The sequence below is a fragment of the Haloparvum alkalitolerans genome (assembly GCF_055381565.1).
The window spans coordinates 97,592-113,267 of sequence record NZ_AP043937.1; the positions used below are offsets into that span (position 1 = coordinate 97,592).

Annotated in this window: 15 protein-coding genes; 4 read left to right on the forward strand and 11 right to left on the reverse strand. The window is 68.0% G+C overall.

The genetic code is table 11. The features are described from left to right. Positions 1-429: 429 nt before the first annotated feature. Complete coding sequence (locus tag ACZ432_RS01510; protein WP_426963284.1) at positions 430-1,758, reverse strand: Cdc6/Cdc18 family protein; 1,329 nt, start codon at positions 1,756-1,758, stop codon at positions 430-432. Positions 1,759-2,518: 760 nt separating this feature from the next. Between ACZ432_RS01510 and ACZ432_RS01515 the strand changes: the two genes are divergently transcribed. Both ACZ432_RS01515 and ACZ432_RS01520 read left to right on the forward strand, forming a co-directional pair. Continuing rightward, positions 2,519-3,007, forward strand: coding sequence for a hypothetical protein (locus ACZ432_RS01515; protein WP_426963282.1), 489 nt, complete (start codon positions 2,519-2,521; stop codon positions 3,005-3,007). Positions 3,008-3,155: 148 nt separating this feature from the next. Beyond that, complete coding sequence (locus tag ACZ432_RS01520; protein WP_426963280.1) at positions 3,156-3,566, forward strand: MaoC family dehydratase; 411 nt, start codon at positions 3,156-3,158, stop codon at positions 3,564-3,566. A gap of 27 nt (positions 3,567-3,593) precedes the next feature. On the opposite strand, the gene ACZ432_RS01525 is transcribed toward ACZ432_RS01520, so the two are convergent. The 8 genes from ACZ432_RS01525 to ACZ432_RS01560 form a co-directional block, all read right to left on the reverse strand. Then, on the reverse strand, positions 3,594-4,616 hold the full coding sequence (locus ACZ432_RS01525) for a 3-oxoacyl-ACP synthase (RefSeq protein ID WP_426963278.1): 1,023 nt from the start codon (positions 4,614-4,616) through the stop codon (positions 3,594-3,596). 34 nt (positions 4,617-4,650) lie between these two features. Next, a complete protein-coding gene (locus ACZ432_RS01530) occupies positions 4,651-5,811 on the reverse strand; it encodes a branched-chain amino acid ABC transporter permease (protein WP_426963351.1) in 1,161 nt (386 codons plus the stop codon). A 169-nt stretch (positions 5,812-5,980) separates the two neighbouring features. Next, positions 5,981-7,003, reverse strand: coding sequence for a branched-chain amino acid ABC transporter permease (locus ACZ432_RS01535; RefSeq protein WP_058365270.1), 1,023 nt, complete (start codon positions 7,001-7,003; stop codon positions 5,981-5,983). Positions 7,004-7,057: 54 nt separating this feature from the next. Next, positions 7,058-7,756 (reverse strand): ABC transporter ATP-binding protein, encoded by a 699-nt coding sequence (locus tag ACZ432_RS01540; protein WP_426963276.1) that lies wholly within the window; start codon positions 7,754-7,756, stop codon positions 7,058-7,060. Next, positions 7,753-8,655: an ABC transporter ATP-binding protein gene (locus ACZ432_RS01545; RefSeq protein WP_426963274.1), complete on the reverse strand. Its 903-nt coding sequence runs from the start codon at positions 8,653-8,655 to the stop codon at positions 7,753-7,755. The genes ACZ432_RS01540 and ACZ432_RS01545 overlap by 4 nt, the downstream gene beginning before the upstream one ends. Continuing rightward, positions 8,656-10,077 (reverse strand): ABC transporter substrate-binding protein, encoded by a 1,422-nt coding sequence (locus tag ACZ432_RS01550; protein ID WP_426963273.1) that lies wholly within the window; start codon positions 10,075-10,077, stop codon positions 8,656-8,658. A 118-nt stretch (positions 10,078-10,195) separates the two neighbouring features. Beyond that, positions 10,196-10,711: a universal stress protein gene (locus ACZ432_RS01555; protein ID WP_426963272.1), complete on the reverse strand. Its 516-nt coding sequence runs from the start codon at positions 10,709-10,711 to the stop codon at positions 10,196-10,198. A 439-nt stretch (positions 10,712-11,150) separates the two neighbouring features. Beyond that, a complete protein-coding gene (locus ACZ432_RS01560) occupies positions 11,151-11,852 on the reverse strand; it encodes a helix-turn-helix domain-containing protein (protein ID WP_426963270.1) in 702 nt (233 codons plus the stop codon). Positions 11,853-11,957: 105 nt separating this feature from the next. On the opposite strand from ACZ432_RS01560, the gene ACZ432_RS01565 reads away from it, so the two are divergent. Together ACZ432_RS01565 and ACZ432_RS01570 are read left to right on the forward strand one after the other, a co-directional pair. After that, positions 11,958-12,563, forward strand: coding sequence for a PH domain-containing protein (locus ACZ432_RS01565; protein ID WP_426963269.1), 606 nt, complete (start codon positions 11,958-11,960; stop codon positions 12,561-12,563). Beyond that, entirely contained in the window at positions 12,560-13,126 is a 567-nt protein-coding gene (locus ACZ432_RS01570; RefSeq protein WP_426963267.1) for a PH domain-containing protein, read from the forward strand. Before ACZ432_RS01565 ends, ACZ432_RS01570 begins: the two co-directional genes overlap by 4 nt. Positions 13,127-13,150: 24 nt before the next feature. Here ACZ432_RS01570 and ACZ432_RS01575 read toward each other — a convergent pair whose 3' ends face one another. Both ACZ432_RS01575 and ACZ432_RS01580 read right to left on the reverse strand, forming a co-directional pair. Next, entirely contained in the window at positions 13,151-14,746 is a 1,596-nt protein-coding gene (locus ACZ432_RS01575) for a class I adenylate-forming enzyme family protein (RefSeq protein WP_426963265.1), read from the reverse strand. After that, positions 14,739-15,554: an alpha/beta fold hydrolase gene (locus tag ACZ432_RS01580; RefSeq protein WP_426963263.1), complete on the reverse strand. Its 816-nt coding sequence runs from the start codon at positions 15,552-15,554 to the stop codon at positions 14,739-14,741. The genes ACZ432_RS01575 and ACZ432_RS01580 overlap by 8 nt, the downstream gene beginning before the upstream one ends. Positions 15,555-15,676 lie beyond the last annotated feature (122 nt).

The window sequence follows — 15,676 nt, forward strand, 5'->3', positions numbered from 1 at the left end:
GGTTAGAGGATCGTCCGACACACACCCACCACCCTGCAAGTGTTCTAAGGAGAGAGAAGACAGGAGAGAGAAGAGGAGGAGAGAGAAGACCAAGAGAAAAAGAAGCAGCAAAAGGCGGGAAAGACGATCGCGAACGGGGAATCGGACCGACACCCACCACCTTGCAAGTGTTCCGGCCGGGGAATCCGGGTCGACGAATCCGAGTCGGTGAATCCGGCACCGACCGGAGAACTCGGTCGACGGAGCGGGACTGACACCCACCACCCTGCAAGTGTTCTGTGGTGGCGTAGTGAGACGGATGTACACGGACACACCACCCTGCAAGTGTTCTGAGTTCCGGACGGGAGAAGGGACGGCGCTAGACGGCAGAGCGCGGATGCCGGTGACTGCGGAGCGACGAATATCGTGATTAGTGGAAGCAGAGGGCTGTCAGGTGAACCGCCAGAGGTTCTGCTGGGTTTCGTCGGAGCCGTGGGGGGCCTCGTAGGAGGTCGCCTCGCCCTCCTTGTGGTGCTGGAGGATCTCCCAGACGTTGCTGGGGAGGGCGTCGCTGTAGTCCGATTTCTGTGCCGCGTTGATGATGTCCGCGGGGTCGTCGGTGACGTTGTAGATGTAGCGGCGGCCGCCCTTGCGGCCGAGGTTCTGCTCGGAGGAGCGGACGAGCCCCTGCATGCTGAGCTGGTCGAGGAACTCGTAGACCTTGCGCTCGGACTTGACGCGGCGCCCGATCGACTCCGCGAGGGAGCTGTAGAGGGTGTAGATCCGCTTCGTCCGCGCGTCGTGGTCCGGCTCGATGATCGCGAGGGTCGTCGCGAGGTACGTGAGCGACTGCTGGGAGCTGAGGTCCTGGCTGAAGTAGTTGAGAATTTCGTCGGTCTCGATGGTCTCGGTCGCGCGGCGCGTGTGCTCTTCGGTAACGCGGCCGGACCCCTCCATGCGGGCGTACTCGCCCGCCTTCTCGAGGATCTTCAGCCCCTGTCGGACGTCCCCGCGCTCCTGCGCGGAGAACGCGGCCGCGAGCGGCACCACGTCGTCGGTGAGCACGTCGTCTTTGAACGCGATGTCGGCGTAGTAGCCGAGGATGTCGCGGAGCTCGTTGGCGTCGTACGGCCCGAACTTGATCTCGCGTTCGCCGAGCGTCGACTTCACCTTCGGCTCCAGCGCGTCGACGAATTTGAGGTCGTTCGAGATGCCGATGAGTCCGATCTTCGCCTCCTCGATGGGCGTGTTCTCGCTGGCCTCCGCCCGCGGGAGTTCGTAGAGGAAGTCGTTGCGGGCGTCCGGCGGGATGTTGTCGATCTCGTCGAGGATGATCAGGACGTTGCCGCCGACGGCCTCGATCTCCTGGTAGAGGAAATCGAAGACGGTGTCGGTGCTGTATCCGCTCTTCGGGAGTTTGTCCTCGGGTTCGCGGAACTCGTTAACCAGTCCGTTGACGAGCCGATACGCGGACTTGTAGTTGCGACAGTTGATCGGGCCGATGACCTCCAGCGGGACGGCCTCCTCCGCCGCCTTCTCCAACAGTTTGTCGCGTACCCACTTCGTGACCGCGGTCTTCCCGACGCCCGTCGGACCGTAGACGAAGACGTTGTTCGGATCGTGTCCGACGACCACGTCCTGCAGGGCGTTGATGTAGAGGCCGATCTCGTCGTCGCGATGGAAGATCGTGTCGGGGTCGAAGGTGTCCTTCTTCAGTGGTTGTTTCAGTTCGAAGATGGGGTCCTCGGCTTCGAACGGGTTCTCGTCGGTCTCGACCATTCGTCGTACCCATACGACTCGTCCATGATAAATCCTCGCCACCACCCTACAAGTGTTTCAACTGTTCTGGATCGGACCGACGAACGAACACACACACACCACCCTGCAAGTGTTCTTGGAGGGTAACGGTGGGTGGGGGGATGGTGGTGGGGGGATGGTGATGGGGCTGTGATGGTGGGCGGATAGTGGTGGGAGAATGGTAGTGAGGGAGTGGGAACGGTAGAATAAGAGAGAATGCGGGTTTGATAGACGAATGATCGTCGAGTGTTAAACAGTCGTTAAGTATCGGGTCTGCCACTACCGTCGCACCCTCCTTTCTCCCTTATTCTCCTCTGCTCTTTCTTACTCTCCTCTACTCTTCTACAACACACACTACAGGATCGATCTATAATTATATTATATACTTTTTGGTCCCGGAGTTTGTGGCCTGTTATGTATATTGGGCAACAACGGTTATAGTGGCTCTATTACTGGTACTCGGGTTTTATTATAGGATTCATTAACCTTCTCTGAGTGGTTTATATACTTCCGACTTTCGTCGATTCCCCATCTCTTTCGTTTCTGTTCTCGGACAGGGGTCAAGTCCCCCCGACGACACCCCCTCCACTACACCCACCCCCCACCTCCCTCCCCCAAGAACACTTGCAGGGTGGTGTGTGTGTGTTCGTTCCCTCACTCCGCTCGGGCGGTCGCGTCCGCCGAACCAGTTCCGACTCTCGGGGAAGTTCTTTAACTCCGGCCGCGGTACGTAGAGACAGTCATGGCCGCAGAGAGCCGGGACGACGGCTGGCGGCGGGACCCGCCGAGCATCGTCGCTCGCGTCGTCGGCGACCTCCAGGGCGGCTCCAACGACGCGGTCGATCCCGATCTCGTGGCAGAGGTGGTCGACCGTCACTTCGACATCGAGGAGGAGGAGCTCCGGACGCTCGCCGAGAGGCTTCAGGACCGGGGCGTCCTCGAGGACCACTACTCCGACTGGCGGAACCCCGCCCAGCCGACCTGCGGCGTCACCTCGCTGTGGTCCGCGAAGGACGCGGTGACGGACGTCATCGACGATCAGGACGACGGCGCGGGCGTCCGCGGAACGGCGGTCGTCGACCGCGCCAGCGAGGCGGAGGGCGTCTCGCCGTACGCGGCCGAAATCGCGCTGTTCAAACTCTACTCCGAGGGCGAAGTGTACGCGGCCTCGCCCGCGGACGGAACCACCGCGGAGATCGGCAACTCGCGCTGGAAACTCGTCGACTTTTGACGGCGCCCTCTCGGTGATCCGCGAACGCGGTACCCTCCGTGAAAGCGGCACCCTCCGCGAACACGTCACCCTCCGCGAACGCGGCGACCATCCGGAGGTTCAGCGTCGAACCTCCGGCTTGAACCGACGGGGGCGCGTTCACACGGACATGCCCGTCGCGACTACAGACGACACGGCGACCGCGGAGCGCACGATCACGGCCGACGCGATAGACGCCTTCGCGGAAATCTCCGGGGACCACAACCCCATCCACACCGACGAGACGTACGCCGACGAGACGATGTTCGGTGGTCGGATCGCCCACGGGATCCTCTCCGCGGGCGTCATCAGCGCCGCGCTCGCGGAGCTCCCCGGAGACGTGATCTACCTCTCGCAGGACCTTTCGTTCGAGGCGCCCGTGCGACCGGGGGACCGGGTCGTCGCGACCGCGACCGTCGTCGAGGAACTCGGGGGCGACCGCGTCCGCGTCGAGACGACTGCGACGGTCCCCGACCGCGAGGAGGAGACCGTCCTCACCGGGGAGGCGGTCGTGCTGTCGGTACTCCACGAGAGCGACTGACCGGGAGCGCGCAGCACCCGGAGTCGCCTACGCTCGCCAGCGGAGCGCGGTCGCGGCCCACGTGTAGCCGGTCCCGGCACCGAGCAGTAGCACCACGTCGCCGTCGTCGATCCGCCCGCGTTCGAGCCCCTCCTCGACGGCGAGGATCTGGTCGGCGCTCTGCACGTGACCGTAGCGGTCGAGGTAGAAGCCGTCCTCGGCGGGATCGACGCCCAATTCCTCCAGCACGCGCTCGTGGAACGACCGCTTCATGTGGGTGAGCGCGACGAACCCCACGTCCTCGCGGGCGAAGCCGGACCTTTCCAGCGCCGCGTCAGCGACCTCCAGAAACGCCGGGAGCGAGACCGGTCCCAGCCGCTCCTTCATGCTGTCGGGATCCGCCACGTCGAGGGCGTGCTCGCCGGCGTCGACCGTCTCCGCGCTCGGCGGGGCGACGGACCCGCCCGCGGGCATCACTACGTCCCGGGAGAATGAGCCGTCGGTCTTCGCGGCGCTCTCGTGGACCGTGGCTCGGGCGTCATTCCCGGGATCGGCCTCCAACACCATCGCGCTCGCGCCGCTCCCGAAGTTGAACATGAACGACGAGTCGGGGTTCGCGTAGTCGACGAGGTCCTCCTCGCGACTCGCGGCCACCAGCAGCGCGGTGTCGACGTGGTCGACCTGCAGCTGCGCGGCCGCCTGCCGGACGGCGATCGGTGCCCCGGCACAGAGCGTGTAGCTCTCGGTCGCGAAGGCGTTCTCGGCGCCGAGCCGGTCGGCTACGTCGGCCGCGGCGCTCCAGACCACGTGGTCTTTGAACTCCGAGCCGTGGTACAACAGCAGGTCGACGTCCGCGGCGGCGACGCCGGCGTCCGCGAGCGCTTCTTCCGCGGCCGCGACGGACATGTCCGAGGCGTGGTCCGCGTCGGGCGGGCAGACCCGCTTCTCGACGACGCCCATCTTCTCGACGACGACCGCCTCGGGGATCCCGCTCTCGGCGGCGATCTCCTCGCCGGTCACGACGCCGTCCGGGACGTAAGTCCCGAAGCCCGTGAGGCCGACCGTCGTCACGGCGACCACCACCGAGAAGAACCGACGGCGGCCGTCACGGCGACCACCTCCGCAACCGTTCGGCGGCGGCCTCCGCGACGGTCCCGCCGAGGCGGTCCCGGAGCGTCCCGAGCAGGCCGCGCGGAACGAACAGCACGAAGGCGATGAAGATCAGGCCCAGGTAGAGCTCGGCGCGGCCGTCGATCAGGACGTTGACGACAGTTACGACCTCCATGCCAGCCACGTCGGCGGTCAGCAGCGACTCGGGGAGCGTCTCGCGGAGGTAGCGCGCGAGGCCGCCCGATTCGGTCGTCAGCATGTCGCCGACGGTCTCGTGGAACAGGTGGCCGTACAGCGGGCCCGCGAGCGTCCCGAACCCGCCGATGATCGACGCCAGCAGCGCGTCGGCGGTGACGAACAGGTCGAACGTGCTGGACGGCGCCACGGAGCGGCGGTATCCAGCGAACAGCGCCCCCGCCACCGCCGCGAACGCGCCGCTGATGGCGAACGCGCCCATCTTGTAGCGGAAGGTGTCGTACCCCACCGCTCGGGCCCGTTCCTCGTTCTCGCGAACCGCGACCATCACGCGCCCGAACGGCGAGTGGAGCACGCGCTGGAGCGCGAGGTAGCACAGCAGCGTCACGGCGCCGATCAGGTAGTAGGAGAGCTCCGCGGTGCCGAGCTCGATCCCGAGCCCGAAGGCGTTCTCGACGCTGTCGCCCACCAGCCGACCGATGCTCCACTGCAGGTCATCCACGCCCGGCACGCCGATCGCGAAGCCGTCCGGCGACGTGACCGCGGCGCCGTCGCGCGGGTTGTCGGAGACGCGGTCCCAGTTCCGGATGAACACGTGCGCGACCTCCGCGAAGCCGAGCGTCACCATCGCGAAGTAGACGCCGGTCAGCCGGAAGGAGACGGAGCCGACGAGGAGCGCGAACGCCGCGCCCAGAAGCGCCGCCACGACGAGCAGCGTCATGAACGACGTCTCCGCCCCAACGAGCGGGAGCGCGCCGTTGGCGGCCATCACGACGAGGTACGCGCCGGTGCCGTAGAACATCGCGTGGCCGAACGAGAGATAGCCGGTGTACCCCGACACGAAGTCGAAGCTCATCGCGAACAGCCCGACGTAGAAGACGGCGATCATCGTCCGCACGCGCGGCAGCAGCACCGCGAACTCGTCGCCGAGCGGTGACCCGATCAGTGCTCCGTACACCAGCGGGTAGAGCCCGAACGCCAGGACGACCGCCGCGTGGACGACGTGGTCGCGCAGGTAGCTGACCGCGGCCTCGCGCGGGCCGTCCGGCCGGTCGATGCGGTCGTCGGTGGTCGCTCCCGCCGACTCGTTCGCTTCAGTCGACGCGTCGTCCGCGCCGCCGTCGGGGTGACTAATGGCCGCCCACCTCCGCGAGGCCGAACAGGCCTTGCGGCCTGACGACGAGCACGCCGACGAGCACGAGGAACATCACCATCTCCGGAAGCCCGGGGAAGGAGACGTGGTTCTGGAACACCCACGTCATGGTCGCGTCGGTGAACCCGACGAGAAGCGCCGCCACGACGGTGCCCTTGAACGATCCGAGCCCACCGATGATGACGACGATGAAGCCGATCAGCAGCGTCTCGACCCCGAGCGGGACCGAGGCGCCGTATCGCGGATCCCACATCAACATCACGCCGGCGACGCCCGCGAGACCGGCACCGACGCCGAAGACCACGGTGAACGCCTGCCTGATGTCGATGCCGAGCGCCTGCGCCATCTCCGCGTCCTCGCTACCGGCGCGGATGTAGAGCCCGTATCTGGTCCGGGTGAGGAAGGCGGCGATGGCGGTCACGACGAGCGCCCCGACGAGGACCTCGAAGAGGTAGAGCCCGCGGATGCTCACGCCGGCAATTTCGTACCACGCCGCGAGGAAGTCCGGGGCCGTCCCGAGCGCCGCCTGCCAGTCGCTCTGGGGCTGCATGCCCCGCAGTTCCACGACGATCCGCGCCACCTCGTCCAGCACGAGGACGACGCCGAAGGTCAACAGGATCTGGAACAGCGGCGCGCGGTCGTAGATGGGCCTGATGATCGTTCGCTCCATCGCGGCGCCGAACGCGGTCATGACGCCGAAGACGGCGGCGATGGCGAGGAAGAACAGCACCAGCCGCGTCAGCCCGCCGGTCTCGCCAGTGACGGCGACGACCATCACGACGCCGCCGAGGTACGCGCCGATCATCGTCAGCGATCCGTGCGCGAAGTTGAGCACGCCCATCAGCCCGAAGATGAGGCTGAGTCCGCTGGCGATCAGGACGAACAGCGCGGCCTTCGAGAGCCCGTCGAGCACGACGCCGACCAGCCCGCTGAAGAGGTCGACGACGCCGCCCTGTAACAGCAGGTCGGCCGACACGAGGGCCGCACCGAGCGCGCTCATGCGGACGGACACCTCCTGAACGCGCTCATGCCGACAGACACCCCCTAAACGCGCTCATGCCGACAGGTACCTCCGGATCGTCTCGTCGTCGCGCGAGACCCCTTCGGTCGACCCCGCGTCGACGACAGTGCCGTGGTCGAGCAGGTAGTAGCGGTCCGCCAGCTCCGTCGCCAGCGGGAAGTTCTGTTCGACCAGCAGTACGGTCGTCTCCTCGCTGACGGTCCGGATGGCGTCCGCGACCGCCTCGACGATGAGCGGCGCCAGCCCCTCCGAGGGCTCGTCGACGAGCAACAGATCGTTGTCGCCCACGAGGCCGCGCGCGATGGCGACCATCTGCTGTTGGCCGCCGGAGAGGTCGCCGGCCTCCTTACCGCGGTGCTCCTCCAGTTCCGGGAACGTGGAGTAGGCGGTCTCGAACGCCTCGGGCACGCCCGCGGGCTCCGGGGTCGCGATCCGGATGTTCTCGTCCACCGTCAGGTGGGTGAACATCCGGCGCTCCTCGGGGACCCAGCCGACGCCGCGGCGGGCGATCTCGTGGGTCTCCTCGCCCGTCACGTCCTCGCCGCGGAACCGAACCGTCCCCTCGCGAGGTGGCGTGAGGCCGAGGATCGAGCGGAGCGTGGTCGTCTTCCCGACGCCGTTGCGGCCGATCAGCGCGACCACCTCGCCCTCCTCGACGTCGAGCGACACGCCCTGCAGGACGTGGCTCTGCCCGTAGTAGGCGTGGACGTCGTCGAGTTCGAGCAGGCTCACGCCGTCCCTCCCGGGGGGCCGCCGTTCTCGGGAGTCCCCTCCGACTCTCCGCCGTCGGTCTCGCCGGTCTCGCCGCCCTCGTAGCCGCCGAGGTACGCCTCCTGGACCGCGGGGTCCTCCCGGACCGCGGCCGGCTCGCCGTCGGCGATGAGGCTCCCCTGATGGAGCACGGCGATGCGGTCGGAGACCTCCATCACCACGTCCATGTTGTGCTCCACGAGCAGGATGGCGTGGTCGTCGGCCACGTCGTCGATGACCGCGATCACGTCCTCGATCCCGTCCGTCGAGACGCCGGAGGTCGGCTCGTCCAGGAGCAGCACGTCCGGGTCCCCCGCCAGCGCGATGGCGACCTCCAGGTTGCGCTTGCCGCCGTGGCTCAGCGCCTGCGCGGGCGTGTCGGCCGCGTCCGCGAGCCCCACGCGGTCCAGGATCCGGTAGGCCTCCTCGGTGTAGTCGGTCAGCGCGTCCGCGTTGCGCCACAGCTTCCAGGAGTCGTCGCCGTGGGCCTGCGCGGCGATGCGGACGTTCTCCAGCACCGTCGAGGTCGGGAAGAGGTTCGATATCTGGTACGAGCGGTGGATCCCCGCGAGCGCCGTTTCATGGGTCGCGGCGTCCGTGAGGTCGCGCCACCCATCGTCGGCGTCGTCAGCGGCCACGCCGGCGTCGTCGCCGTCCGCGCCGCCGCCCGCGCCGCTTCCGCCGGCCGCCCCCGCCCGGAACTCGACGGTCCCCTCGGTCGGGGAGAGCGCCCCGGTGAGCAGGTTGAAGAACGTCGTCTTGCCCGCGCCGTTCGGGCCGATCAGCGAGCAGCACTCGTCGGGCTCGAGCTCGAAGTCGACGCCGTCGACGGCGACGAGCCCGCCGAACCGCTTCGTCAGCCCGGCTGTGCGGAGCGTCATCTACAGCGAGCAGTCCATGTTCTCGTCGTCCGCCGGGAGCGTCACCTCGTCCATGCCGATGCGGGCGACCGGCTCGCCGGGCATCAGCGCCGCGTCCCAGTTCTCCTCGGTGTTGGGGACGGGGTAGGAGACGGTCATCTCAGAGCGGGCCTGATTGTTGTACTCCTGGTAGACGTAGCCCCCCTCGCCCTTCGGGGTCTCCGCGACGGTCATCCCGCGCATCTCGGCCGCGATGTCGGCGCCGTCGGTCGAGCCGCTGGCCTCGACCGCCTGTACGATCGAGGAGGCGGCCGTGAACGTCCCCGAGGTGAACAGGTCGGGCACCACGCCGTAGGCGTCCGTGTACATGTCGACGAACGCGTCGTTGATCTCGTTGTCGTACTGGTTCCAGTGGTAGCGCGTCGTGAACGGGCCGAGCTTGGCGTCCTTCAGGTCCTGCTCGGTGAGGTCCTCGCCGAGGACGCGCTGGGCGACGCCGCCGATGGCGTTGACGCTGATCTGGGTCGCGAAGCCGCCGAACAGCCGGAGGTCGTACCCCCCTTCGAGCCCGACGCTGAGGAACGTGGGCAGGGTCGCGACGGTGAAGCCGCCGATGACCGCGTCCGCGCCCGCGTCGACCGCGTTCTCGTAGAGCCCCTCGAACTCGGAGTAGCCCTGCGGGACGAACTGCTCGCCGGCGATCTCGACGCCCTCGCTCTCCAGCACGTCGCGGTAGTTCGCCGCGACCGACCGGCCGAACGAGTAGTCCGCCGCCATGATGTAGACGCTCTCCACTTCGGTCTCCCGTGCGACGTAGCGCCCGCCGGAGCGGGCGTCCATCACCGTGTTCTCGCTCGCGCGGAACACGTACTCGCTACAGGTGTCGGAGTCGGCCGTGAAGTCCGCGGCCGCGGCCGGCCCCGCCACGAATGGCGTCGAGGAGGGAATGGCCACGGTCTCGATCACGCGCCGCGCCGCACCGGAGGACGCGGTGCCGAACAGCACGTCGACGCCCACGTCCTCCACGAGGTCGGTCGCGACCGACTGCGCCTGGTCGGCCGCGAAGCCGGAGTCCTCGATATGCAGCTCGACGGTCAGGTCGCCCGCCTCGATGGTCTCGACGCCCGCGGACTCCACCGCGAGCGGCTCCTGGTCGAACTTGTACGCCAGGCCGGAGAGGAACCCCCACAGCGACTGCAGGCCGTAGTACTCGAGGTCGCCCGTCAGCGGCTGGAGCACGCCGACCGTCAGCGTGCCGCTCACCTCTCCCTCCGCGGTCGCCTCGGCGCCGCCGCCGGACTCGGTGTCGCCGTCGCCCCCGCCCGATTCCGTCTCGGTCCCGCCGTCGTCGCCGCCGGTACACCCCGCCAGTCCCGCGACGCCAACGGTGCTCGCCGCGCCGGCTCCTTTCAGGTATCGCCGTCGTGTGGTGTGCTCTCGCATGCTACTAACGAGGGTCAGGGACCGGCAAAACCTGCATGGTTAATATGGTAACCTCGAAAGACGGACGCCTCGCGGCCCCTACCGCACGAATCGTCCACGGGAACGCTGCTGCGATCGGTTATCGGCCGCGTTCGGCCGAACGGCGGTCGTCGGCCGGGTCGAGTGAAACGCCCGTCTCCCGGAACTTGTCGACGTGGGTCGGCGAGACGTGCGAGACGATCAGCGTGTCGAACCCGCGGTCGGCGGCGACGGTCTGGCCGACCGAGATCGAACTGGCGATGCGGCCGGCGTTCTCGCTCCCGAGGAACACGATGCTGGCGTCGTGCTCGATCGCGAACTTTCTGAGTCGTACCGCGACGGTTCCGATCTGCGCGGACCTGTCCACGAAGACCGTCTCGTGCCGCGCTCCGGGCGCCAGTTCGGAGACCGCTCGCTCGAGGCGCGTGCTGACGGTCGCGGCGTCGAACGGCTCTCCCGCCTCGATCCATCCTCTGTCCCGGGCGTACTCGGCGTTCTCTCTCGGCACGATGGTCACCGCGATCACGCCCTCCTCGAGGAGCGTGTCGAACTGGGCCGCGCGCACGAGCGCCGCTTTCGAGAGATCGGAACCGTCGTACGGAACCACGAGCGTCATCGGCGGATAATGGCGATCTGAGCATAAATACACATCCAAAAATTTGTCACACGCCGTCACCCCCGGGTGGGGCCCGTCGCGAGGGGAACTGTCACGATTATCAATCCGGAGGAAATAAAGAAACTATCAAACGAGTAATGATAGAAAGCACTATGTTACGTGACAATCAAATAACTAGTATGGGTGCGACAGTACGGTTCGAGTGTGACTGTGGTGGAGAGCGAGTCGCGGAGATGCACTCGCGATACGAGACCGATTTCCAGGTCCACTGCGATTGCGGAGAGGTCTTCGTCGTGAGCGCGACGCGGATCAGTCAGTAGGGACACGCGGTGGCAGCGAGGGCGCGTGGCGGCAGGGAGGACGCGCGGCGCTCGTTCGGTCTCCGTCGAAGAACCCGTGGTTCGTCTGCGCCGACAGCATGGCTCCCCGACCGCGCCGGTCAGTCTAGGTCCTCGAGCGCCTGCACGACGCTCCGGAGCAACTTCTTCTCGCCGCGGCGCATGTTCTTGGAGACGGCCGCGGTCGAGACGTCGAACTCGTCGGCCAGCGTCGAGAGCGTGGCCTCGCGGGGCGACTCGAAGTAGCCCGCGTCCGCGGCGGTGGTGATGGTCTCCTCCTCGACCTCCGAGAGGTCGCGACAGGCGTCGAGTAGGGTCGAGGCGGCGTCCGCGTGGTTCATGATCTCGAACAGCTGGTTCAGCTCCAGCTCCGAGCGGCGCTCGATGTCGAACTCGTTGCCCTTCTCGAGGTCGACGACCGCCTCTTCCGCGGTCGCCTCGTCGTCGAAGCCGACCTGCCACAGCTCCGACCCGTCCTCGATGTGGAACGGCCCGGTGATGTAGCCGTCGTGGCCCGTGATCGTCGACATCGCGTTCGTCTCCTCGATCACCGTCCGGATCACGGCGGTGCCGTCCTGCTTCGAGAACAGCCGATAGTCGCTCATGTTCGGGTGCTCGCGCAGCGCGGTGAGTCCCGCGTCCAACTCCCAGCGGTCGGGCGCCTCCGCGATGAGTCGGGTCTCCAACTGCTCGGCGGCCGTGTCGAGCTGCCAGTGCATCGTGGAGAAGGTGACCTCGTGGTCCGCGCTGGTGTCGATGAACGGGCAGTCGAACTGCTCCATGTCCATCGTGAGGTCGATCATGGCAGATCGATATCGTTACTCCGTGATAAGTCTGTGTGACGGGGCGGCCGATGCGCGACCCGCCACCGCGACAGGATTTAGTCCCGGGGCGGCGACGGCGAACCCATGACGCCAGACCCCGCGTCCGAGAACACCGGCTCTCCAGGAACCGGATCACCGGAAACCGTCGGCGCTTCACCGGATTCGCCAGCCGCGGCCGGTGACCCGACGCTCGACTGGCTCACGCTGGAAGGCGGCGAGGAGGTACTGTGGGCGAGCCAGCCGCACCGGAGCAGCCTCGTTCCGGCGCTGGTCGTCGGCCTCCCGCTCTCGCTGGTCCTGATCGGGATCCCCATCGTCGCCGGCGCGTACCTGACGTACACGAACACCAACTACGTGGTGACGAGTTCCGGTCTCTACCGCAAGGCCGGCATCCTCTCGCGAGACGTCCAGAAGATCGGCTTCGACAAGGTGCAGAACATCTCCTACAGCCAGAGCGCGGTCGGCGCCTACTTCGGCTACGGCAACGTCGAAGTGAGCACAGCAGGGAGTTCCGGCGTGGAGATGCAGTTTCGGAGCGTGCCCGCGCCCGCGGACGTGCAAGAACTCATCGACCGGCAGGTCGAGCACGGTGACGACCGCGGCGGCGAGGGAAAGGCGGACGTGCTCGCCGACATCCTCGAGGAGCTGCGCGGCATTCGCCGCGCCGTGGAGGACGACGCGGACCGATGACCGCCGCTGACGAAGCGGCTTCCGGCGCGTCCGACTGGCGGCGCTTCGACGAGTCCGCGGTGCTGTGGGAGGCGTCTCCCCGTCGGACCCGCGCGCTGGGTGGCATTTCTGTGACCCTCGTCGCGCTCGCGGCCGTGGTCGCGGCCGCGTACGCGATCCATCCCGGGGTACTGGCGCTCGCGCCGGCCGCGGTCGCTCCGGCGGTCTACCACTACCTGCGGGTCGTCACCACCGTCTTCGTTCTGACCGACCGGGCGATACTCGTGAAGACCGGAATCATGGGCCGGTCGGTGCGCCGCGTCGAGTACGCGCGCGTTCAGAACGTCGGGTACGGACAGGGCGTGACCGGCTCGCTGTTCGGGTACGGGACCGTCGACATCGAGGTCGCCGGCGGCCGCGACCTGCGCCTCTACGACGTGCGCGGGCCGACGGAACCGTACGGGATCGTTCGCGAGCGCGCGGGCGACGGCGCCAGCGAAGTCCCGGGATCGCTGGACGACTGGCGGGCGGTCCGCGAGGAGGTCCGGGCGCTCCGCGAGGCGGTCGAGGCCGGCGAGCGGTGAGGGGCCGGGATACCTCGGGCGGGACTACTCGCCGTCCGCACCGAACCGGTCGGCGATCGCGGACCGGTCGATCTTCGAGGGGCCGCTCGTGGGCATCTCGTCGACGAACGCGAGCGCCTTCGGGACCGCGTAGCGCGCGACCCGGGAGGCGAGGTGCGACTCCAGCTCCCCGAGCGTGAGCGACTCGTCGCCCTGCACGACCGCCTTGCCGACGGTGCCCCACTTCTCGTCCGGGACGCCGATCACGATCACCTCCTCGACCTTCGGGTGGTCGGCGATGGCGTCCTCGACCTGCGGCGGGTAGACGTTCTCGCCGCCGGAGACGAACATGTTCTTCTTGCGCCCCTCGATGTGGTAGTAGCCGTCCGGGTCCACGCGCGCGAGGTCCCCCGTCGACACCCAGTCGCCGAACGTCTCTCGCGTCTCGGAGTCGTTGTTCCAGTAGCGGTCGCCCGCGGCCGGGCCAGCCAGTTCCAGCTCGCCGATCTCGTCGAGGCCGACCGGCTCGCCGCTGTCGTCGACCACGCGGGCGTCGACGCCGAGGGCGGGGACGCCGACGCTGTCGGTCTTCTCGGGCGGGAAGTCGTCGGGCATCGCGAAGTTGTTCGGACCGCACTCGGTGAGCCCGTACCCCTGCGAGAACTCGATCCCGCGGTCGCGCCACTCGGCGATCACCGCCTCCCGGCACGGCCCGCCGCCGCTCTTGACGAACCGGAGCGTCGAGAGGTCCGTCGCCGCCCAGTCGTCGTGATTTGCCATCATCCGCAACACGGCGGGGACGCCGACGAGCACCGTCGCGCCCTCGCGCTCGACGTTCCGGAGCACGCGCCCGGGGTCGACCTCGGGCGCGATCAGGAGCGTCCCGCCCATCTGGAGGAACGGCACCGTGAGCACGTTCCAGCCGCCGGTGTGGAACATGGGGAACAGGAGGGGGGTCACGTCGTCCTCGCGGAGCCCCCACGCCGTGATCGTGTTGAAGGAGTTCCACTGGATCGCGCCGTGGCTGATGACCGTCTCCTTCGGCACGCCGGTGGAGCCGCCGGTGTGCAAGAAGAGATGGGGGTCGGCGAGCGCCACCGGGGGACGGTCGACCGGCGAGCCGTCGTCGGGCAACTCGGCGGTGTAGGGCGTCCACTCGTTGTCGCCGTCGCTCGGGATGGACCGGACCGCCGGCTCGGCGTTCGCGCGCTCGATGGCGTCGATGGCGTCGCCGACGAACGGCGTCTCCACGAGCAACAGCGTCGGGTCGACGTCGCCGAACACCGCGGCCAGTTCCCGCTCCGCGAGCCGGTGCGAGAGGGGCGCGAGCACCGCGCCGATCTTGCCGGTCGCGAAGAAGAGGTCCAACAGCTCGATCCGGTTCCGGGAGACGACGGCGACGCGGTCGCCCTTCCCGACGCCGCGCTCGCGGAGGTACCGCGCGGTGCGGTTCGCGCGCTCCTCGAGGTCGGCGTAGGTGTGCGTCTCGCCACTCACGGCGTCCTTCACCGCGACGCGGTCGGGCGAGAGGGCGGCGCGACGCCCCGCGAGGTCGCCGACCCAGTCGTACCCGCGTGCGGCGTGGGGGTGCGGCCGCGGGTCGTCGGTCCCCCTCGACGGGGGCGGCGTGTTCTCAGACATGCCCCTCCAGGAACTCGCGGACCCGGTCGTTCACGCGCTCGCGCTCCTCGATGAAGAACAGGTGCGGCCCGCCCTCGACCGTCTCGAACGTCGCGTCCGGAAGGGCTTCGGCGAGCAACTCGCCGTTCTCGAACGGGAGCACGCGGTCGGCGGTGCCGTGCATCACGAGCGCGGGCTGCGTCAGCTCGCCGACCCACGCGGAGGCGTCGAACGCGCCGACGGCGGCGGCCTGCGCCTCGCGCCCCTCCGGACCCGCGTCGCCCGCGAGTCGGGCGTCGACGATGTCCGCGACGAGGCCGGGTTCGCGGTCGTAGAAGTCGTCGGAGACGGCCGGCTTCATGCGGTGTCTGATCGTCTCGCGCTCGTCGGCGCCCTCGGGGACCGAGAAGATGTGGTCCAGCACGTCCTCGGGCGTCGGAACGGCCTCCTCGCCGCCCGGCGTGGTACACAGAAGCGTCAGCGTCGCCACGCGCTCGTCGTCGCGCGCCAGCCGTTGGGCGATCATCCCGCCCATCGAGGCGCCGACGACGTGGACCCGGTCCCCCCGGTCGAACCCGCAGTCGTCCAGCACCGCTGCGGCGTCGGCGGCCATCTCCCCGATCGTGTACGGCCCCGCCGGCGCCTCCGAGTCGCCGGTTCCCCTGTTGTCCGGTCTGATAACCCGAAAGTCGGGCGTCAGGTCGCCGGTCAGCCAGTCCCACATCCACCGACCGTACCCCAGTCCCTCCAACAGGAGGACGGCGGGCGCGTCCGGCGGTCCGTCGACGGCGTAGTCGATCCGCACGCCGTCGGAGTCCGTGCTCGGCATGCGTGTGAGAAGGACCCGCTCCCGCATCAATCCGGAGATTCACATGTGAACCCGGCCGCGGATCACCCAAACGAACTTATATAATTATAAACGACTATCTACGCGCTATGGTAGCAATACAC

What these genes read in the sequence shown, in the direction of transcription:
- ACZ432_RS01510 (WP_426963284.1), bottom strand. Translation starts at nt 1,758, where the DNA reads ATGGTCGAGACCGACGAGAACCCGTTCGAAGCCGAGGACCCCATCTTC.
- ACZ432_RS01515 (WP_426963282.1), top strand. Translation starts at nt 2,519, where the DNA reads ATGGCCGCAGAGAGCCGGGACGACGGCTGGCGGCGGGACCCGCCGAGC.
- ACZ432_RS01520 (WP_426963280.1), top strand. Translation starts at nt 3,156, where the DNA reads ATGCCCGTCGCGACTACAGACGACACGGCGACCGCGGAGCGCACGATC.
- ACZ432_RS01535 (WP_058365270.1), bottom strand. Translation starts at nt 7,003, where the DNA reads ATGAGCGCGCTCGGTGCGGCCCTCGTGTCGGCCGACCTGCTGTTACAG.
- ACZ432_RS01545 (WP_426963274.1), bottom strand. Translation starts at nt 8,655, where the DNA reads ATGACGCTCCGCACAGCCGGGCTGACGAAGCGGTTCGGCGGGCTCGTC.
- ACZ432_RS01550 (WP_426963273.1), bottom strand. Translation starts at nt 10,077, where the DNA reads ATGCGAGAGCACACCACACGACGGCGATACCTGAAAGGAGCCGGCGCG.
- ACZ432_RS01555 (WP_426963272.1), bottom strand. Translation starts at nt 10,711, where the DNA reads ATGACGCTCGTGGTTCCGTACGACGGTTCCGATCTCTCGAAAGCGGCG.
- ACZ432_RS01560 (WP_426963270.1), bottom strand. Translation starts at nt 11,852, where the DNA reads ATGATCGACCTCACGATGGACATGGAGCAGTTCGACTGCCCGTTCATC.
- ACZ432_RS01565 (WP_426963269.1), top strand. Translation starts at nt 11,958, where the DNA reads ATGACGCCAGACCCCGCGTCCGAGAACACCGGCTCTCCAGGAACCGGA.
- ACZ432_RS01570 (WP_426963267.1), top strand. Translation starts at nt 12,560, where the DNA reads ATGACCGCCGCTGACGAAGCGGCTTCCGGCGCGTCCGACTGGCGGCGC.
- ACZ432_RS01575 (WP_426963265.1), bottom strand. Translation starts at nt 14,746, where the DNA reads ATGTCTGAGAACACGCCGCCCCCGTCGAGGGGGACCGACGACCCGCGG.
- ACZ432_RS01580 (WP_426963263.1), bottom strand. Translation starts at nt 15,554, where the DNA reads ATGCCGAGCACGGACTCCGACGGCGTGCGGATCGACTACGCCGTCGAC.